The sequence below is a fragment of the Klebsiella sp. WP8-S18-ESBL-06 genome (assembly GCF_014169755.1).
In the GTDB taxonomy this organism is placed as follows: Bacteria; Pseudomonadota; Gammaproteobacteria; order Enterobacterales; family Enterobacteriaceae; genus Kluyvera; species Kluyvera ascorbata_B.
This window is the reverse complement of the sequence record NZ_AP022256.1, coordinates 4,285,883-4,304,241: the sequence shown is the minus strand read 5'-3', so window position 1 is coordinate 4,304,241 and position 18,359 is coordinate 4,285,883. Positions and strand designations below refer to the sequence as shown.

The following is an 18,359-nucleotide window of genomic DNA, read 5'->3' as shown; positions in this document are numbered from 1 at the left end:
GATGGGCTTTTTTGCGTCTGCGTTTTGTGGGATGCGGCATTGTGGATATTGCCGGACGGCGGCTTCGCCTTATCCGGCCTACGGGCAGAACATATTTATGCCATTTCGCCGATGGTTTTGCGAAAACGCACCAGAGCAACGGTAAAAAATACCCCGCCAATCACTATCAGCGTCAGGAACTGCGGCCAGACGATGGCAAAGTCAGCACCGCGATAGAGAATCGCCTGCGCCAGGCTGACAAAGTGCGTTGTCGGCATCGTTTGCATAATATCCTGCACCACCTGAGGCATACTCTCGCGCGGCGTTGAACCGCCGGACAGCATCTGCAACGGCAGCAGTACAAGGATCATCAGCAGCCCTAACTGCGGCATTGAACGGGCAATCGTCCCCATAAAAATGCCGATCGACGTCGTTGCAAACAGGCTCAGCGCAACCCCCAGCATAAAGAGCGGGATCGAGCCTTCGATCGGCACCTGCAACACGCCCTGCACCATCAGTATCAGCGACAGCCCGGAGACGACCAGAACCACCAATCCCATAGACCAGACCTTGGCGAGCATAATTTCAAACGGCGTCACCGGCATCACCAACAGATGCTCCACCGTTCCATGCTCACGCTCGCGGATCAACGCCGAACCGGTGAGCACAATCGCCAGCATCGTAATGTTGTTGATAATGGCCATGACTGCGCCGAACCGCTCCTGCTCAAGATTAGGGTTAAAGCGCATCCGCACCGCCAGCTCCACCGGCAGCGCACTGTTATCCCGATATCGTGCCACAAAGCTGTTTACCTCGCCGGTCACGATATTCTGGATATAGCTGTTGCCGGTAAATGCCTGACTCATACGCGTCGCATCCACGTTAACCTGTAATTCCGGCTGCCTTCCCGCCAGCACATCACGTTGAAAATTAGGTGGAATATTGATGGCGAAGGTGTAGCGCCCGGCATCCAGTCCCGCGTCCATCTCGTCGGCGGTGATCAGCTCCGGCTCCAGAAACCACGGGCGATAGAAGCTGTTAATAATCCGTGACGAAAGCTGCGACTTGTCCATATCAGCAATCGCAATCGGCGCCAGATGCAGCGAGCCAGGCATCACCGTTGCCGACGAGTAAACCGACACCGTAAACGCAAACACGATCAGCGCCAGCATCGCTTTATCGCCCAGCAGGCTGCGCAGTCCCTTCACGCCGAGGTTATAAATATTGCGTAATCCGCGCATTAACCCTCCTGTTTTTTCAGCAGCCACACGCTCAAACCCAACACCAACGGCACGGCAATCAGCAGCGGAATAAACGACGCCCACAGATCGCTGAGCCCCAGCGCCTTCGAGAAGGTGCCGCGGGCGATGGTCAGAAAGTGGCTGGTCGGGTAAATCTGGCCGATCCAGCGCCCTGGACCTTCCAGCGACGCGACCGGATCGATCATCCCGGAGAACTGCGTGGCCGGGATCAGCGTAATAATGGCGGTACCGAAGATCGCCGCGATCTGGCTCTTCATAAAGGTGGAAATCAACAGCCCAAGCCCGGTGGCGATAGTGACATACAGCAGCGCCGCCAGCGTTAACGTCAGGAAACTGCCCTTATGCGGCACGCCGAAAACAAACACCGACAGCGCGCACAGCAGCAGGAAGTTGAACATGCCCAGTGCGATATACGGTATCTGCTTACCGAGCAGGAATTCGGTGCGGGTCGTCGGCGTGACGTAAAGGTTGATGATGGAACCCAGCTCTTTTTCGCGCACCACGCTTAGGGCGCTGAGCATTGCCGGGATCATCATCAGCAGCAGCGGGATCACTGCCGGTACGATCGCCGGCAGACTCTTCACATCCGGGTTATAGCGGTAGCGCGTCTCTATTGACATTAAAGCGCTATCGCTGGCGGCGCTGGGCTGTCTTCCGGCCATTTCCTGTAGCCATGCCAGGTGCATAGCCTGCACGTATCCGCGCACCGTCTCCGCACGGTTTGGCATGGCCCCATCCACCCATACGCCGATTTGCACCGGTGTACCGCGCGCAATATCGCGGCCAAAGTTGGGGGGGATCTCAATGGCGACCGCCAGCTCGCCATCGCGCATCCGGCGGTCGAGATCGTCGTAGCTGTGCAGCGGCGACTGCTCAATAAAGTAGCGCGATCCGGCAATGTTCTGCGTCCAGCGCTGGCTGCTGACGGTTTGATCGCGGTCGAGCACCGCAAAGCGTAAGTCCTCAACGTCCATGCTGATCCCATAGCCCATGATAAACATCAGGATCACCGTTCCGAGCAGGGCCAGCGTCGATCGCACCGGATCGCGGCGCAGCTCCAGCGCTTCGCGGCGGCTATAGCTGAACAGTCGGCGTAAGCTAAACGCCTGGCGCGGTGGTTCGGCGGCGGCTTGCGCCGGGGGCGTCATTGTCCCGGTATCGGGCGTTGGTTCGGCGGCCTCCTTAAGGTAGGCAATAAACGCCTCTTCCAGGCTCGCCGCACCGCGTTTAGCGACCAGCGCCTGCGGCGTATCGCTGGCCAGCACTTTGCCCGCATGCATCAGCGACATGCGGTCGCAGCGCTCGGCTTCGTTCATAAAGTGGGTGGAGATAAAAATGGTGACTTTGTCCTGCCTGGCAAGATCGACCATCAGCTGCCAGAACATGTCACGCGCCACCGGATCGACGCCGGAGGTCGGTTCATCCAGAATCAGCATCTCGGGGCGATGAATCACCGCCACCGCCAGCGATAGACGCTGGCGAATACCCAGTGGCAGCGCGGCAGGCAGGGCATCTTCAACGTCGGTGAGCATAAAGCGCTGGCTCATTTCGGCCACGCGGCCGGGAATTTCCGCGTCGGGGATATGGAACAGCCGGGCGTGTAGCTCCAGGTTCTGACGCACGGTCAGTTCGCTGTACAGCGAAAAGGCCTGCGACATATAGCCGACGCGGCGGCGGGTTTCGATATCCTTCGGATCCACCGGCTGGCCGAATAGCCAGGCTTCTCCTTCGCTGGCGGGTAAGAGGCCGGTCAGCATCTTCATGGTGGTGGATTTACCGCAGCCGTTCGAGCCGAGGAAGCCAAAAATTTCGCCGCGCGCAATGCGGAAGTTCACGTGGTCGACCGCGACAAAGTCACCAAAGCGCATGGTCAGGCCGCGCGCTTCAATTGCGATCTCTTCTTCACTGGCGTCGCGCGGTGGGATCACGACCTCCTGATGCGCGTTACGCTGTGCCTCCGGCAGCAGGGCGATAAAGGCCTGCTCCAGCGTCTGGCTAGCGGTTTGTGTACGCAGTTCTTCCGCACTACCGGTTGCCAGCACCTCCCCGGCGTTCATCGCCACCAGCCAGTCGAAGCGCTCGGCTTCTTCCATATAGGCGGTGGCCACCAGCACGCTCATCTCCGGCTGGCGTGCGCGAATGCTGTCGATAAGTTCCCAAAACTGAGCACGTGAAAGCGGATCGACGCCGGTGGTTGGCTCATCAAGGATCAACAGCTGCGGATCGTGGATTAGCGCGCAGCACAGGCCCAGCTTTTGCTTCATCCCTCCGGAGAGTTTGCCTGCCGGACGGTCGCGGAACGGCGCCAGCCCGGTGCTGTGCAGCAATTCGTCGATGCGTGCTTCGCGCTCGCGCTTATCATGACCGAACAGACGGGCGAAGAAGTCGACGTTTTCGTATACCGAGAGCGTGTGATAAAGGTTTTTGCCCAGTCCCTGTGGCATCCAGGCAATTTTCGGGCAGACATCACGGCGGTGCCGGGCATCACGCATGTCGCCGCCCAGCACCATCACGTTGCCCTCTTCAATCACTCGCGCGCCGGCGATCAGCGACAGCAGGCTGGATTTTCCCACGCCGTCCGGGCCGATCAGCCCCACCATGCAGCGGGAGGGAATGGCCAGCGTAATGTCGTTGAGCGCGACGGTGCTGCCGAAGCGCTGGCCGACGTGCTCTAATTGAGCAACCGGGGGATGCGCGTCCTGTCTCATTGCGGCAGCCTCACCATCAGCGTTGCCGGCCAGGGCTGCTGGTTATCCAGCCTGACGTAGGCCATGCCCGGCAGACCGGTTTTAACGTATTCCAGGTGTTCAGCCAGCAGCTCGGGTGGAATGCGCGCTTTTACGCGGAACATAAGTTTGAGCCGTTCGTCGCTGGTTTCCACGGTTTTGGGCGTGAACTGGGCCACGCTCGCGACAAAGCTAATATTGGCGGGAACCACCAGATCCGGCGCGGCATCGAGGATCAGGCGTACTTCACTGCCCACCGCCAGCAGGCCAGCCTGCTCGGTCGGCAGGAAGAAGGTCATGTAGACATCGGAGAGGTCGACCATATTCAGCACCCGTCCACCGGCGGCCAGCACCTCGCCCGGTTCGGCGACGCGATACTGAATGCGGCCGTCGCGCGGGGCTTTCAGCGTGCTGTCATCAATATCGGCCATGATACGTCGTTCGGTGGCCTGAGCTGCTTCCACGCGGGTCTGTGCCTGAATAATGCTGGTTCGCGCGGCTTCAATGGCTGCTTTGGCGGCGGAAACCTGCGCGCGTGCAGACTCGAGCGCGGCGCGTCCGCTTTCGGCGGCGGCTCGGTCATCATCCAACTGCTGGGCTGAAACCGCGCCACGTTGGGATAGCGTGCTGGAGCGGGCGTGGCGTTTCGACGTGGAATCAAGCTCGGCCTGGCGCTGTTTCACCACCGCTTCGCTGGCACGCATTTCGCTTTGTCGCTGGTCGAGCAGGGCTTTTGCGGCAGCGACGGCGCTTTGCGCCTCTTTGATTTGCGCTACGGCCTCCAGCCGTTGTTCGTTCAGAACCCGGGTGTCCATCTTCGCCAGCACCTCGCCCTGGCGGACAAACTGTCCCTCTTTGACCACTATCGTCTCAATGCGACCAGCGGTTTTGGTGGCGATATCCACTTCAGTGGCTTCTATTCTGCCGTTACTGCTGGCGAAACCGTCCGGTAGCCCCGGTGGACGCAGCATCCACCATGAAACGGCGGCGATTGCCACCGCGAAACCGATGATATACCAGGCCCAATGCCGCTTGAATTTGTCCATACGCTACCCGCTCTATTCCCTGTTGCTGAGTGGCGCGCGTTTCATTGTGAAGAGAAGGGAGGAGGCTGTGAAGTGTGCTACTCATGTGGTCATCATCAGCAATCCTGGCCGTAAATGAAACACGCATATATATAGCTACTGTCAATGTCATACTAGCATCGACATTGAGTATGTCCATACTATTAACATGGGCTTGAGAAACGATTAACACGTTTAATCAAAATAAGATGAGGGCACCTGCGGAGGCGATGCCCTCACGGTGCTCAGAACAAAATGGGCAGCCCCAGGCCGCGTTTCACCGCATGCAGCGTTCGCTGTGTGACTTCATGCGCCCGCTCGCTGCCCTGGCGTAGCTGCTCCAGCAGCATCGCTTTATCCTGAATGAAGGTCGCACGACGTTCGCGGATCGGGGCCAGTAGCGTCTGTAGGCAGGCTTCCAGCTCGTTTTTACACTGCCTGTCGCCCAGCCCACCACGCTGGTAATGCGCCTTCATGCTGGCGACCAGCGCTTTATCGGGATGGAAGGCATCAAGATAGGTAAAGACCACGTTCCCCTCAATTTGCCCCGGGTCGGCAACGCGCAGGTGGTTGGGATCGGTAAACATGGCGCTGACCGCGTGATGGATTTCCGCTTCGCTGGCGGAAAGCGTCAGCGTATTGCCGAGTGATTTCGACATTTTTGCGCCGCCGTCGATACCCGGCAGGCGGCTCACCTCGCTGAGCAGCGCCTTACAGTGACGCAGCACCGGTTCGGCGGTCAGGCTATTCATTTTGTGCACGATTTCGTTGGTTTGCTCGATCATCGGCAGCTGATCGTCGCCGACCGGCACCAGATCTGCGTTGAAGGCGGTGATGTCGGCCGCCTGGCTGATGGGGTAGGCCATAAAGCCTACCGGCAGCGCGCGCGAAAAGCCCTTCTGTGCAATTTCATTTTTCACGGTCGGGTTGCGCTCTACCCGGGCGACGGTGACGATATTCATGTACAACGCGGTCAGTTCAGCCAGCGCGGGCAGCGCCGATTGCAGGCACACGGTGGTGAGCTGGGGATCAATACCCACCGCCAGATAGTCGGCCATAACTTCCAGAATATGATGGCTGATTTTCTGCGGGTTGCTGCCGTTATCGGTCAGCCCTTGTAAATCTGCGATCAAAATAAACTGTTGATATTGATGCTGAAGCTGCACACGCTGGCGTAAAGAGCCGACATAGTGCCCCAGGTGCAGCTGGCCGGTAGGACGGTCGCCGGTAAGCAGAATATGTGAGGTGTTGTTCATCAGTTGCTCCGTTTAAAACATTGAGCCGAAAGACGCACTGAGAAACAACAAAGCCGCCTTTCGGCGGCTTTGAAAAGATAACGTAACCCGAGCCGCCTGTCAGAAAGGCAGCCACCAACGGTTTGAGCGGGTAACGGTCACATTTGTGTTCATCCTTTTATCCTGCCACCAAACTGACCCGCCTGTCTACCCCTGGCGGATTTTCTGGAAGGGGTATCTAAAAATGGATTAATAACCAATATATATTACCAAAAAATAAAGAGATTATTATTATCTGCAAATATGATGACGTATTGGACGTCATCTTTTATTTGTACTTAATATCAAGAATGATACGAATACTCAAAAAGACTCACATTTATCATTCCGTAAATACGAATTGTGAAGCCGCGCTCATCTGATTTAAACTGGTATGCGTTGTAACAATAACGCATTTATTGTGTTGTAAAATAACAAAATTAGAGCAAAGGATTAACGCTGGTACGCATAATGACGGGCAACTCATCTTTTTGATTAGGTGATTGATTCGATATTTACGAAACAATACCAATACATTGCTTTACTTGTTTTTATTTATTTTTAGAATGGTCTTGGTTCCCGTGATTATTTAACCCAATACACCTACCTTCAGCATGAAAAAAACATTATTAGTGACTGCACTATTTTGTAGCCTGCTGACCGCGGGCATCACCGGTATATTTATTGTTAACGACGTTTTCCCTGACACCGCTTCCGTGTGCCGCCTCGATTTTTCCCGCAAAGCGCTTTTACGCGTTAAAGAGGATTACCTGCGCGGCCGCTTTCCCCACTGGTATCGAGAAAAAAGTACGCTCGGTACGCTCACGCCTGAGCTGATCTTCGGCGAAGTCACCATTGAAGATGATGAGTATCGCGTGCCATTCGTGGCCAAAGGACCGCTGGCAAAGCTGGCGCGTATTGGTTTTGTCGACTGCGAAACGATGGACGTCGAGTACATCGCCGGAAAGTAGGGCCATTTTACAATCCATGCGGTTTACGCCTTTCGTTCCTTGATACTTACCATGGTAAGTATTATCGTACATCGACGAAATGAACGGAGACTGCCATGACTGAAGAAGAGCGCTTTGCCCGCCGCCCGATGGGGATGCGGATGGCGATGGTCGTGCGCCAGTGGCGTTCGATTATCGATCATGCCATCACCGATACCGGCCTGACCCAGTCAAGCTGGACGGTGCTGATGCAGCTGCTCCAGCTTGGCGATAATGTCTCTGTGAGCGAGCTGGCGGAAGTGCAGGGTATTGAACTGCCGCCGCTAATGCGCACGCTGACGTTACTTGAGCAACAGGGCTACCTGCTGCGCACCGTCTCGCCGTACGACAAACGCATTCGCCTGCTGACGCTCACCGACGAAGGTCGGTCAGTGCTCCAGACGCTAAACCAGGTGATTGAAGTCTTCCAGGCCCGCGTGTCCACCGGTATTCCTGCCGCCGACATCGTGAAGTTTAGCGACACTTTGAATCAAATAGCCTGCAATCTGCGGAATATCCGCGAAGAAAATAATAAAATCGATTAACACCATGATGACGCCAGAACAGAAGTTTGCCCGCTGGGTAAGGGTGAGTATTGCCTCTTTCCTGCTCATGTTTGCCTATTTTATCGTTGCCGATATCTGGATCCCGCTGACGCCGGACTCCACGGTGATGCGCGTGGTGACGCCCGTTTCGTCACGCGTTTCCGGCTACGTCTCGCAGGTTTATGTGCACAATAATAGCGCGGTGAAAAAGGGCGATCTGCTGTATGAGCTGGACCCGACGCCGTTCCAGAATAAAGTGGATTCCGCCGCGCTAGCGCTGGCTCAGGCGAAGCTGAGCAACCAGCAGCTGGATGCGCAGATTGCTGCCGCCGAGGCCAACCTGAAAACCGCGCAGCTGACCGCGCGTAACGATCGGGTGACCTACGATCGCTACCAAAGCCTGAGCCGCATGCAGAATGTCTCTCAGGCGGATCTTGATAAAGTGCGCACCACCTGGCAGACCAGCGAGCAGTCGGTGAGCGCGCTGCGTGCCTCCATTCACAACCTGCAAATTCAGCGCGGCGAGCGCGATGATGGACATAACGTCACGCTTCGGCAGTACCAGACGGCGCTGCGGGAAGCGCAGCTCAACCTCGACTGGACCAAAATCCGCGCTGAAGCGGACGGTACCGTCAGTAACCTCCAGCTCAGCCCAGGCCTTTATGCCTCGGCGGGCAGCGCGGTGATGGCGGTGGTCAACCAGAAAACCGACATCGTGGCCGACTTCCGCGAAAAAAGCCTGCGCCATACGCGCCAGGGAACGGATGCGGCGGTGGTGTTTGATGCCTTACCGGGCCAGGTTTTCCGGGCGCGGGTGACCAGCAGCGACGCCGGGATCCTCGCCGGTCAGGAAGCGGTGAACGGCGAGCTATCGCAGCCTGAGCAGTCCACCCGCTGGGTGCGCGACGCGCAGCGTATGCGCATTCACGTGGCGCTGGACGCGCCGCTGGAAAAAACGTTGCCGACCGGCGCGCGCGCCACCGTCCAGCTGTACAACAGCGAAGGCACATTTGCCCGTTTCTTCTCCGGCCTGCAAATCCATCTTGTCAGCTGGCTGCACTATGTCTATTAACACCCTCGCGCAGGTCTTTACCCCTCACGGTAATATCGTCTATACGGCGAACGATTTCCGTCAGACCTTGCGCATTTCTTTTGCCGGGATGTTGGCGCTGAGTATTTCGAGCTTCTTTGATACCCAGTACGGCGTTTTCTATGTGGTTTATCCGCTGCTGCTTACTGCGCTGGTGCCGGTGTTCAACCGTCACGTCGCCAAACAGTTTATCTTCAGCGCCTCGCTAAACTGCATCGAAATGGTGCTGATCATCGGCTATTTAAGCCAATGGCCGGTGATTATGACGGCCGTTGTGTTCGCGCTGTACGTGATGCGTTTTCGCTTTATGAGTAAAGGGCCGCTGTTCTTGTTTGGCTCGATGGGCGTGGTGTGCCAAAGCGTGATGCTCAACTTTATGAGCTACCCGACGGCTAACTGGCACACGCTGTTATTTTCCAACGTTGAGGCGAGCGTGATGGCGGTGGCGCTGAGTGCGTTAATGCACTACCTGATCCCGGACGCAGAACCGCGCAAGCCGCCGCCGCTGATTGAAAAAGACGCTGCTCGGGTACGCCATGAATCGCTGCTTTCCGGCAGCGTGGCGACGATTATCTTTATCGTCTTCCAGGTCAGCGACCTGAGCGACTCGCTGTCGGCGCTGATGGCGGGGATCTTGATCCTCTTCCCGATGCACTATCGCGGCGCGGTGATCAGCTCCATCTGGCGCGTGGTCGGCGTGGTGCTAGCCTGCCTGTACATTCTGGTGGTGCAGCTGATCCTCTACGATCACAGCAGCCATATGCTGCTGATGATGCCGCTGATCGGCCTGGGGCTGGCCTTCAGCGCGCGGCTGCACGTGATGGAGAAGGTGGGCGCAGGCGTTGGTTTTGCCAGCATCACCACCATTGGCATTATGTTCGGCCAGAATCTCCAGCCGGATGGCGACCTGGTGTTCAGCGACCTGTATCGCGCTACGTCGGTGACAATTTCCCTGCTGGCGACGCTGACGATGGTGTTTATTCTGCACCGGCTGCTCAACTGTTTCGCCCCAACGCGCTTTATTGTGAAGTAGCGCACTTCCAGACGCTGATTGTTTGCCCCCATCTGTGCTTACAATAATCCCTCGCCGCGGTGGCGTGAGGGAGAAAGACGATGTGGAAGACGCGTGCGCTGGAACTGAACAACCAAGAGTTCTGGAACTGGGACAAGGCCTGCGAGCTGGTGCAGTGGGCGTCCCGCCATCAGTTTAATACCGTGATTGTCGGGCAGGTCGATCTGTTCGACAAGCTGGTCTCGCCGAAGGGCTACACGCCCCACCAGTACAACGATCGTCTCTCCAGCCAGCAGCGCGCCCGCTGCGTTTACCTCAACCGTCTTGCCGGTTATTGCCACAAGCAGGGGCTGCGTTTCTATCTCCAGGCGAAAGAACTCAGTTTCCCGGCCGACCTGCTGGCGGCACACCCGCAGCTGATTGATAAAGACGGCAGCATCCGCTTTGACGTCGAGTTCTGGTGCCAGTATCTGGCGGATAAACTCACGCTGCTGTGCCAGCAAATCCCCGCCATGAGCGGCCTGCTGGTGGCGCTCTCTAATACCGACGGCCTGCTGCCTATCTCCCGTCCCAACTGGGAGCTGACCGGGCAGGACGACCCGTCGCCGCATATCGACCCGCGCAGCTTGTCCCGCTACACCCAATGCTTCAGCGCCATGGCGCGGGCGGTGATGCGTGAAAATAAACACCTGGTGCTGCGTGCCTTTCCGGCGGGCAACCACGATATCAGCAACGTGATGGAAGCCATTCGCACGCTGCCGGAGTGCGTGTCTGTCTCCATCAAGCTGACGCCGGAGCGCTTCTGGCCGACCTTCCCCAACAATCCCGCCCTGCTTGACGTTGAAGATCGCGACGTCTGGGTCGAACTGGACCTGGTCGGGGAAGAGGTAGGCTGGGGCGTGCTGCCGTTCCCGCGCATCGACGAACTGCAGGGGCGCTTACTGTGGTGTCGCGGTAACGCCACCATCAACGGCGCGGTGTGCAAAACGAGCTGGGAAGGGGTCGACAACCACTGGGTTATCGGCACGCTGAGCGAATGTAACCTGGTTGCCTGCAGCCAGATATTGTCGCGGGAACATGAACATCTCACGCACGCGGCGCTGCTGACCCACTGGCTGGATGAGTGCTACGGCTGGCGTCCTGATCCGGCGGCGTTTGCGGAGTTTCAATCGCTGCTAGGCCAGGCAAGCCAGGTGCTGTATCAGGCCATTTACGTGCGCGACCACGTCTTTCATCGTCACAGCCAGGTACCGGAAAGCTACGGCCAGGCGGTGTGGAGCCTGTATGGCCAGCTCAACCGCAACCACTGGCTGCCGGGTTCGGAGCGCGATATTTTCTTTAGCGCCAGCGATGTCGCCACCTCTGCCCGTAACCTGTCGCTGATTGCCGAAGAAAAAGACGGTGCTTACCAAGCGGCGCTAACGCTGGGCGAACAGGCGCTGGCGTTTGCCGAACGCGCCGCGTTTCCGTTCTCACTGCACCAGCGCTGGCAGGAAGAGTGGCAGGGTTTTGCGCTCTACTGTCTGCTGTTCCGCCACGCACAAAAAGCCTTCTTCACCCTCCACTTCGCCCGGCTGGTGGAAAACAGCTGGAGCATGCGCGAGATTTGCCAGGTGAATATTCAGGAGCTTTACCGCTGCGCGGCGGAAATGACCAGCTTCTGCGAGCAGCACGCGGACGCCTCGCCGGGGCTGCACGTGCTGTTTGACCCGACCCGCGTGCGGATGCTGGCCGACAGCCTGAGCCACGAGCTGACGCAATTGAAAGGGTAAAATGTGACAGAGATCGCGGCTGACCGTTCTGCGGTTACCGGGAAACGTGAGTTTTCCCGGCCTGTGTAGCGCGTTGGGTGTTTTCGATGTGATGTCTATCACGTTTTATTCTCTCGTCAGGGCGAGATTGTGAATGACCAGGCAGTTCCGCGTATCGGCGCAACCCCGCGCGTAGCGTGCCTCACCTCGTTTCCCGAAAATAGCGGTTAATGACTATCGGCTATTGAGGAAAGTACTATGAGGTTGGTTGCGGGCGGGGCGCTGACGCACTTTACGGTTTCATCGCCGCACAATACGCGGTTTGCCGAATTTTTCACCGGCGAAGCCATGGATGAACCGATGGACTATCCGTTCGCCAACGGCAAAGGCCCGGCGCAGGAATCGTTCTGTCGGCGTATTTTCCGCCGGGATGCTGCCGGGCGTGCGGTCAACCCGGAACATGCGCTACCGGCGGCGGCCGTCACCTGGACCGGCGACAGCGATACGGTAACGTTCTCCGGTGTACAAAACGTCGCCACCCACAGCCAGCGCTGGCTGCGTGTGACCTTACATGCGCCCGCAGCAGGGCGGTACCCCTTCCAGATTGCCACCTGCGGCGGCGTACGTCTCTGGGTCGACGGCGAGCAGGCCGTCTGCTTTACGCCGTTTACCCGCAATACGCTGCAAACGCTGCCGGTTGACATTGCCCTTCAGCAGGGGGAGAACGCGCTGCTGATTCACCTTGATGAGCTGTTTGAACGCGACACCGTGTTTGCGCTGCGGATGATTTACCTTGGTGAAACGCCGCTGGAAGCCACGCTGCCGCAGATGAACGGCGAAGCGCTGGCCGCCGTTCAGCGGTTTATGGACGCGTTGCCCGCGACGATCGTGGCTCAGCGCCAGCGTCTGACGCTGAGCGGCCTGACGGCGAATACGCTGCATCTGGGCGGCGCGATCCACAGCCTCGGCAATGACGTTATCGCCACCTGTCCGCTGGATTTTGGCACCGTCGTGGTCGACGACGGGAAGCTGACGCTCGCGCTGCCGGAGCGCGTTGGGATGGGGCGTTACCGTCTTGAACTGACCGCCAGCCTGAACGACGTGACGATGAGCCGCAGCCTGAGCCTGACCGTGCTGCCCGACGCCACGCCGCCCGGCGGCGAAGGCGTGCTGGAAACCCGCAAACGCGCGGCGCTGAGCTTTATTGCTGAACACGGCGTGCCGCGCACCGGCCGCCTGCTGGCGATGCTGCACGTCGGCCAAAACGGCCCGCAGGCGCAGGAACTGCTGATTAGCACGCTCCAGCGCATCAGCGCGCGGCAGGACTGTTCGGACTTCTCCATGGTACCGCTGCTGTGGATCTGGCACGACTTCCACGGCGAGCATTTCCCGGCCGCGTTATGGAAGCGCGTGCGCTCGGCGATTGTTGGCTACCGCTATTGGTACGACGAACTGGGCAACGATGTGATGTGGTTCTGGAGTGAAAACCATGCGCTGTGCTTCCACACCGCCCAGTACCTTGCCGGGAAAATGTTCCCGGAGGAACGCTTTATTGCCTCTGGTCGCACGGGCCGCGAACAACAGGCGGTAGCCGCCCAACGTCTGAACGGCTGGTTTGATGCCATCGAGCAGCAAGGCTTTGTCGAGTGGAATTCCGCGCCCTATTACCCGGTGGACGACATTGGCCTGTTCGCGCTTTATCAGCTGGCTGACGACCCTGCACTGCGCCAGCGTGCACGGTATCTGATTGACCGCCTGATGCGCATGAGCGCGCTGCACTATCAGTCCGGGATTGCCGCAGGCACCATGGGCCGCGTCTATGAAAAAGAGCTGCTGGCCAGCCAGATGTCCGAGCTCTCAGCGTTCGGCCACGTGGCCTGGGGCGGTGGGCACGTTAACCGCAAGTGTGCCTCGCTGCCGTTCTTCTGCCTGAGCGACTATGCGCCGCCGGCGGAGTCTGCGCAGTACGCCCGCCTATCTCACGGCGCGCTCAGCGCCCACTACGCGTGCGGCGGTGGCAAGATTGTGGCGTGGAAGCAGCCCGCGGTGATGCTTTCCAGCTGCGTCGATCACCACACCGGCGAACGCGGTCATCAGCAGCATCTGGTGGATGTGCAGTTTGCCACGCGTCCTGAGGCGCGGCTGTGGGTGAACCACCCGGGTGACGTGGCACCGGGCAGCGAAGCGCGTCCCTCCTTTTGGGCGGGCAACGGCGTGCTGCCGCGCGTGATGCAGGTGGAAAATCAGGCGATGCTGCTGTGGCAGCTCGACGAGCAGGAGTCGCAGGGCTGGACGCATCTGCATCTTCACACCGAAGCCTTTGATGAAGTGCGCCCGCTGGCACAGGGCGTGGTGGTGCGGGCGGGCAACGCGTTTGCCGCCGTGCTGTGCTCGCAGCCGCTCACCGTCAACGGCGATGAAGTGCGCGCCGAAGGCCGCCGCGTGGCGTGGTGGCTGGAAGTGGGCGAAGGGGATTTTAGCGCCTTCTGCCAGCGCGTTCAGACGCTGCGCATTGAACATCAAGGCGACGTCGCGCGGGTGATGGATAGCCAGCACACGCTGATGCAGCTCGACGGGCAGGGCAACTGTCAGCGCAACGGCAAGGCCGCCGTGTTTCCGACGCTGGTGGGCAATGAAATTCAGGTCACGGTGTCAGGAGACATGCAATGAACAACGCAGCATTAAACGGCCTGCTGGAGCAGGTGGTTCAGGGCTTCTGCCGCCTGAAAAATATGGGTGAAGTCGGCACCCGCGACGGTGAAGGTTTTGCCATCCACTTCGAAGAGTGGGAATGGGAAGTGGGCGTCGGCCTGTACGGCTTCTGGCAGTATGCGCGCCAGCAGAATGATGCTCGCCTCCAGCAGTCGATCCTCACCTGGTATGAAGATCAGCTGGCGAAAGGGCTGCCGGAAATCCAGATCAACACCACCGCGCCGATGATCACGCTGGCGCTGGTGGCCGGGCACACCGGGCGTGACGATCTGCTGACGGTGGTGAACGACTGGGCCGACGCGCTGCTGCGCACGCTGCCGAAAACGGAAGAGGGCGGCTTCCAGCACGTGGTGAAAGAGCAGCCGAACACTGGTCATCTGTGGGACGACACGCTGTTTATGACCTGCCTGTTCCTCGGTACCGCGGGCGTGGTGCTCAAGCGCAAAGACCTGATCGACGAAGCCTCGTACCAGTTCCTGCTACACACCCGCTACCTGTGTGAACCGGCGAGCGGCCTGTGGTACCACGGCTGGACGTTTGTCGGTAAACATCACTTCTCCGAAGCGTTCTGGGGGCGCGGTAACGCGTGGATCACCGTGGCGATCCCGGAATTTATCGCCCTGCTCGGCGACAGCCTCGACGCCAGCGTGAAGCGCTATCTCGCGGTGGTGGTCGCGCGTCAGGTGAATACGCTCTGCGAGCTTCAGGCCGACAACGGCATGTGGCACACGCTGCTCGACGATCCTTTATCGCCGCAAGAATCTTCCGCTACCGCCGGGATCGCCTACGGCATGCTGCGCGGCGTCAGAATGGGGATCCTCGACGAGAAGGTGGCCGATCACGCGATGCGGGCCTGGCATGCGCTGCGCGACAGGATCGACGATGGGATTTTACTGGAAGCGTCAAAAGGGACGATGGTCGGGCCGGACCTGCAATATTACTGTGATATCGCCATGGCCCCGGTGCCCTATGCCCAGGCGCTGATGATGCTGCTATTGCTGGAACTTCAGCAGGAGAAATGGTGCCGCTAATTGCCTGATGGCGCTGCGCTTATCAGGCCTACGCCGCGGTTTTGTAGGCCGGGTAAGGCGCAGCCGCCACCCGGCACCTTTCCGGGCTACGGGTTCAATTCGCGGGTATAAACCCGCGAGGACTCACCCCACGGGTGATATCCTAGCCCGTTGAACGCAAATCCTGTTTTCTCGTAAAACCCGTCGATATCGGTACACAGATGCAGCTGCGTAAAGCCAAGCTCTTTTGTGTGCCGGGCGATATGCTCAATCAACCGGCGGGCCAACCCCTGCTGACGATAATCCGGCTCAATGTACAGCGCGCACAGCCACGGATACAGTTCGCAGCGGCTGATAAAATCGTTAGCAATCAACCCCGCGCAGCCAATGATCCGATCGCCGTCCTGCAACCAGTACCACTGCGGCAGCGGGTTTTTCGCCCCCGGCGTGCGGCGCAGCGCATCGTCGTAAACCATCATCGATGCTTCCGACGCCCACTGCTGCTGGAAATAGGCGATAACCGCCGCCATCTGCTCGGGATGGTCGCGTAAAGAACGAATAACGTACGGTGAACTCATAGAATTTTCTTCAGATCCATCTCTTCCTGAATGCGCTCACTCCACGCAAAGTGGGTGCGAATCGCTTCATCAATCCCGGCGTTATAAAAGGCCGGCCCCAGATTTTCGATAATAAAATCGATAAAGAACTCCGCATCGAACTGCTCCAGATCGAGGTCGAACTGTTTGGCGCAGTAGTCGGTCAGCCGATCGCGCAGCTTCTCGCGCTCGGCGGGGGTAAGGGTGATTTCCGTGGTCATAGCGACTCCTGTCGGCAAAGAAACGGTAGGCCTGATAAGGCGAAGCCGCCATCAGGCACAACGGTGAGCATCGCCGGATGGCGGCTTCGCCTTATCCGGCCTACATAATCCCATCCGGCAGCTATCAATATCACAAAGTCGACTTTGTGACCCGCTGGAATATTTCTATATTCGGGTTTCTGACGATATTAAAGGGGCGCCATCATGACTGCTGTGAACACTGCTGATACTGATTTTCCTTTATTAAACCTTCGCCGCGTGGCGGGCAATATCGGCGCGGAGATCCGCGATATTCGCCTCTCTTCCACTCTCGATGCCGACACCTTCGCACAGCTCGACGCGGCGCTGGTGAAATACAAAGTGCTGTTCTTCCGCCAGCAGGAACATCTGACCGATGCCGAGCATCAGGCCTTCGGCGCGCGCTTCGGCAAGATTGTCGCCCATCCCACCGTCCCTGCGCCGGAAGGCACTAAACTGTTCGAACTCGACGCCTCGAAAGGCGGCGGCCGCGCCGACTCCTGGCACACCGACGTCACCTTCGTTGACGCCTTCCCGAAAATTTCCATCCTGCGCGGTGTCACCATCCCTGAATACGGCGGCGACACCGTGTGGGCCAACACCGCCCGCGCCTACGAGCAGCTGCCGGAGACGCTCAAGCGCTTCGTCGACACCCTGCGCGCGGTGCACAGCAACGACTATGACTACGGTGCCGAACGCGTTGTCGTCGAAAGCCACCGACTGGCGCATCACCAGAAAGTGTTTGTCTCTTCGGTATGGGAAGCCGAACACCCGGTGGTGCACGTCCACCCGGTCAGCGGCGAACGTGCGCTGCTGCTGGGGCACTTTGTCAAACGGCTGGTGGGCTTCAGCTCGCGGGAATCCGCACAGTTATTCGAGCTGCTGCAAAACCGCATCACCCGCCTCGACAACACCGTGCGCTGGCAGTGGCAGCAGGGCGACATGGTGATTTGGGATAACCGCAGCACCCAGCACTACGCGGTCAACGACTACGGCACCCAGCCGCGCGTGGTGCGCCGGGTGACGGTGGAAGGGGAGATTGCGGTGGGGGTGGATGGCAGCAAAAGCCGCACGGTGTCGAAACCGCAGGATGCGGCGAATGGGGAAGGAGCGGTGAGCGCGGCGTCGTGAATGTGGAAGGTGGCGCTGGAGTGATGCCAACGCCACGCGAAGCCGGGAGGGATCAGTTTTCCTGATAGGCTTTCTCGACCAGCAGTTTGGCTTTATCCAGATCGTGTTCATTACGCACAATCAGCTCAACGTCGCCGGTGCCCCAATGGCCAATATGAGTGACGTCCCGACTAAACCCTTCTTCTAACTGGATATGCTGCGGATTGATTTTCAGCCATAGCCGCAGATGTGGGTCGGTGACGGGGTACACCGCCACGCAGACAAAATTGCGGATCCGGCGGAAAGCGTCATACAGCTTCAGCTCTTTAAACTGTACTTCATCGCCCAGCGACAGCACGAAGCTTTTTAGCTGCTCATGCAACGACAGCAACGCCGGTGGCGCGGAGGAGAGCTGTTCGCGCTGGGTACGGGTATGGCGCTTGCCGTTGCTGGTCGGGGCATCGATGGTGATTTGTTGTGAACTGTTTTCCACCACGGCGTTAACTAATTCCAGCATCAGCAGATCATCGGCAAACAGCTTGTAGCGAATCAGGCTGATATTACGATTAATCTGCTGCACGGCGTGTTCGTCGTATTTATTAAAATCGGCGGCAATACAAATTAATCGCGTGCCGGACCAGTCGATGGCTTCGGCCGTGGTTTTACCCATCTTCTCCATCACCTGCCATTGAAATTCCGCTTTATGGTCGAGCAGCCAGTCGAGATAAAACAGCCCTTGGTTAATGACGTTTTCATTGCTGTGGCGCTTATATTCAATAATTACCGGGCAGTTATTTTCATCAAGGCCGAGGGAGTCAATTCGCCCACGGTGCGTTTTACCCGTGCTGTATTCGGTGTCGAGAAAGCGGACGCCGAGAAAGGTTTCCATATGGGATTCGATCAGCGTTTGCAGATCTTTTTCAATGGCCGCGGCTTTGCCCGGCAGTTCTTGTACTTTCCCGGCACCAAGGCGGAAAAGCTGGATATCGCTCATGGATCC

At 58.5% G+C, this 18,359-nt stretch carries 15 protein-coding genes; 8 read left to right on the top strand and 7 right to left on the bottom strand.

The window, feature by feature from the left end; genetic code table 11:
* Positions 1-95 precede the first annotated feature (95 nt).
* The 4 genes from H7R76_RS20665 to trpS form a co-directional block, all read right to left on the bottom strand.
* A complete protein-coding gene (locus H7R76_RS20665; RefSeq protein ID WP_182966340.1) occupies positions 96-1,220 on the bottom strand; it encodes an ABC transporter permease in 1,125 nt (374 codons plus the stop codon).
* Positions 1,220-3,949 (bottom strand): ribosome-associated ATPase/putative transporter RbbA, encoded by a 2,730-nt coding sequence (rbbA, locus tag H7R76_RS20660; RefSeq protein WP_182966339.1) that lies wholly within the window; start codon positions 3,947-3,949, stop codon positions 1,220-1,222. The genes H7R76_RS20665 and rbbA overlap by 1 nt, the downstream gene beginning before the upstream one ends.
* The gene (locus H7R76_RS20655) at positions 3,946-5,013 is read right to left on the bottom strand and encodes an HlyD family secretion protein (RefSeq protein ID WP_106930489.1); all 1,068 of its coding nucleotides are present in this window, start codon (positions 5,011-5,013) and stop codon (positions 3,946-3,948) included. The genes rbbA and H7R76_RS20655 overlap by 4 nt, the downstream gene beginning before the upstream one ends.
* Before the next feature lie 263 nt (positions 5,014-5,276).
* Positions 5,277-6,287, bottom strand: a complete 1,011-nt coding sequence (trpS, locus tag H7R76_RS20650) for a tryptophan--tRNA ligase (protein ID WP_182929547.1) — start codon at positions 6,285-6,287, stop codon at positions 5,277-5,279.
* Between the two features lie 650 nt (positions 6,288-6,937).
* On the opposite strand from trpS, the gene H7R76_RS20645 reads away from it, so the two are divergent.
* The 7 genes from H7R76_RS20645 (at position 6,938) to bglB (ending at position 15,435) form a co-directional block, all read left to right on the top strand.
* Positions 6,938-7,276 carry a YebF family protein gene (locus H7R76_RS20645; RefSeq protein ID WP_182966337.1) on the top strand — a complete coding sequence of 113 codons (339 nt, stop codon included), beginning with the start codon at positions 6,938-6,940 and terminating at the stop codon, positions 7,274-7,276.
* Between the two features lie 95 nt (positions 7,277-7,371).
* Positions 7,372-7,839 (top strand): MarR family transcriptional regulator, encoded by a 468-nt coding sequence (locus tag H7R76_RS20640; RefSeq protein ID WP_182929545.1) that lies wholly within the window; start codon positions 7,372-7,374, stop codon positions 7,837-7,839.
* A 4-nt stretch (positions 7,840-7,843) separates the two neighbouring features.
* Positions 7,844-8,911, top strand: a complete 1,068-nt coding sequence (locus H7R76_RS20635; RefSeq protein ID WP_182929544.1) for an HlyD family secretion protein — start codon at positions 7,844-7,846, stop codon at positions 8,909-8,911.
* The gene (locus H7R76_RS20630) at positions 8,901-9,962 is read left to right on the top strand and encodes a DUF2955 domain-containing protein (protein WP_182929543.1); all 1,062 of its coding nucleotides are present in this window, start codon (positions 8,901-8,903) and stop codon (positions 9,960-9,962) included. The genes H7R76_RS20635 and H7R76_RS20630 overlap by 11 nt, the downstream gene beginning before the upstream one ends.
* Positions 9,963-10,042: 80 nt before the next feature.
* Positions 10,043-11,713, top strand: coding sequence for a hypothetical protein (locus H7R76_RS20625; protein WP_182966335.1), 1,671 nt, complete (start codon positions 10,043-10,045; stop codon positions 11,711-11,713).
* Positions 11,714-11,950: 237 nt separating this feature from the next.
* Positions 11,951-14,362: a PA14 domain-containing protein gene (locus H7R76_RS20620; protein ID WP_182966333.1), complete on the top strand. Its 2,412-nt coding sequence runs from the start codon at positions 11,951-11,953 to the stop codon at positions 14,360-14,362.
* Complete coding sequence (gene bglB, locus H7R76_RS20615; RefSeq protein ID WP_182929541.1) at positions 14,359-15,435, top strand: beta-galactosidase BglB; 1,077 nt, start codon at positions 14,359-14,361, stop codon at positions 15,433-15,435. Before H7R76_RS20620 ends, bglB begins: the two co-directional genes overlap by 4 nt.
* 86 nt (positions 15,436-15,521) lie before the next feature.
* On the opposite strand, the gene H7R76_RS20610 is transcribed toward bglB, so the two are convergent.
* Positions 15,522-15,992: a GNAT family N-acetyltransferase gene (locus tag H7R76_RS20610; protein WP_182929540.1), complete on the bottom strand. Its 471-nt coding sequence runs from the start codon at positions 15,990-15,992 to the stop codon at positions 15,522-15,524.
* On the bottom strand, positions 15,989-16,231 hold the full coding sequence (locus H7R76_RS20605; RefSeq protein WP_182929539.1) for a DUF2164 domain-containing protein: 243 nt from the start codon (positions 16,229-16,231) through the stop codon (positions 15,989-15,991). The genes H7R76_RS20610 and H7R76_RS20605 overlap by 4 nt, the downstream gene beginning before the upstream one ends.
* A 204-nt stretch (positions 16,232-16,435) precedes the next feature.
* On the opposite strand from H7R76_RS20605, the gene H7R76_RS20600 reads away from it, so the two are divergent.
* Positions 16,436-17,380, top strand: a complete 945-nt coding sequence (locus tag H7R76_RS20600; protein ID WP_182966331.1) for a TauD/TfdA dioxygenase family protein — start codon at positions 16,436-16,438, stop codon at positions 17,378-17,380.
* A gap of 52 nt (positions 17,381-17,432) precedes the next feature.
* Here H7R76_RS20600 and H7R76_RS20595 read toward each other — a convergent pair whose 3' ends face one another.
* A complete protein-coding gene (locus H7R76_RS20595) occupies positions 17,433-18,353 on the bottom strand; it encodes a DUF5655 domain-containing protein (protein WP_182966329.1) in 921 nt (306 codons plus the stop codon).
* Positions 18,354-18,359: the final 6 nt, after the last annotated feature.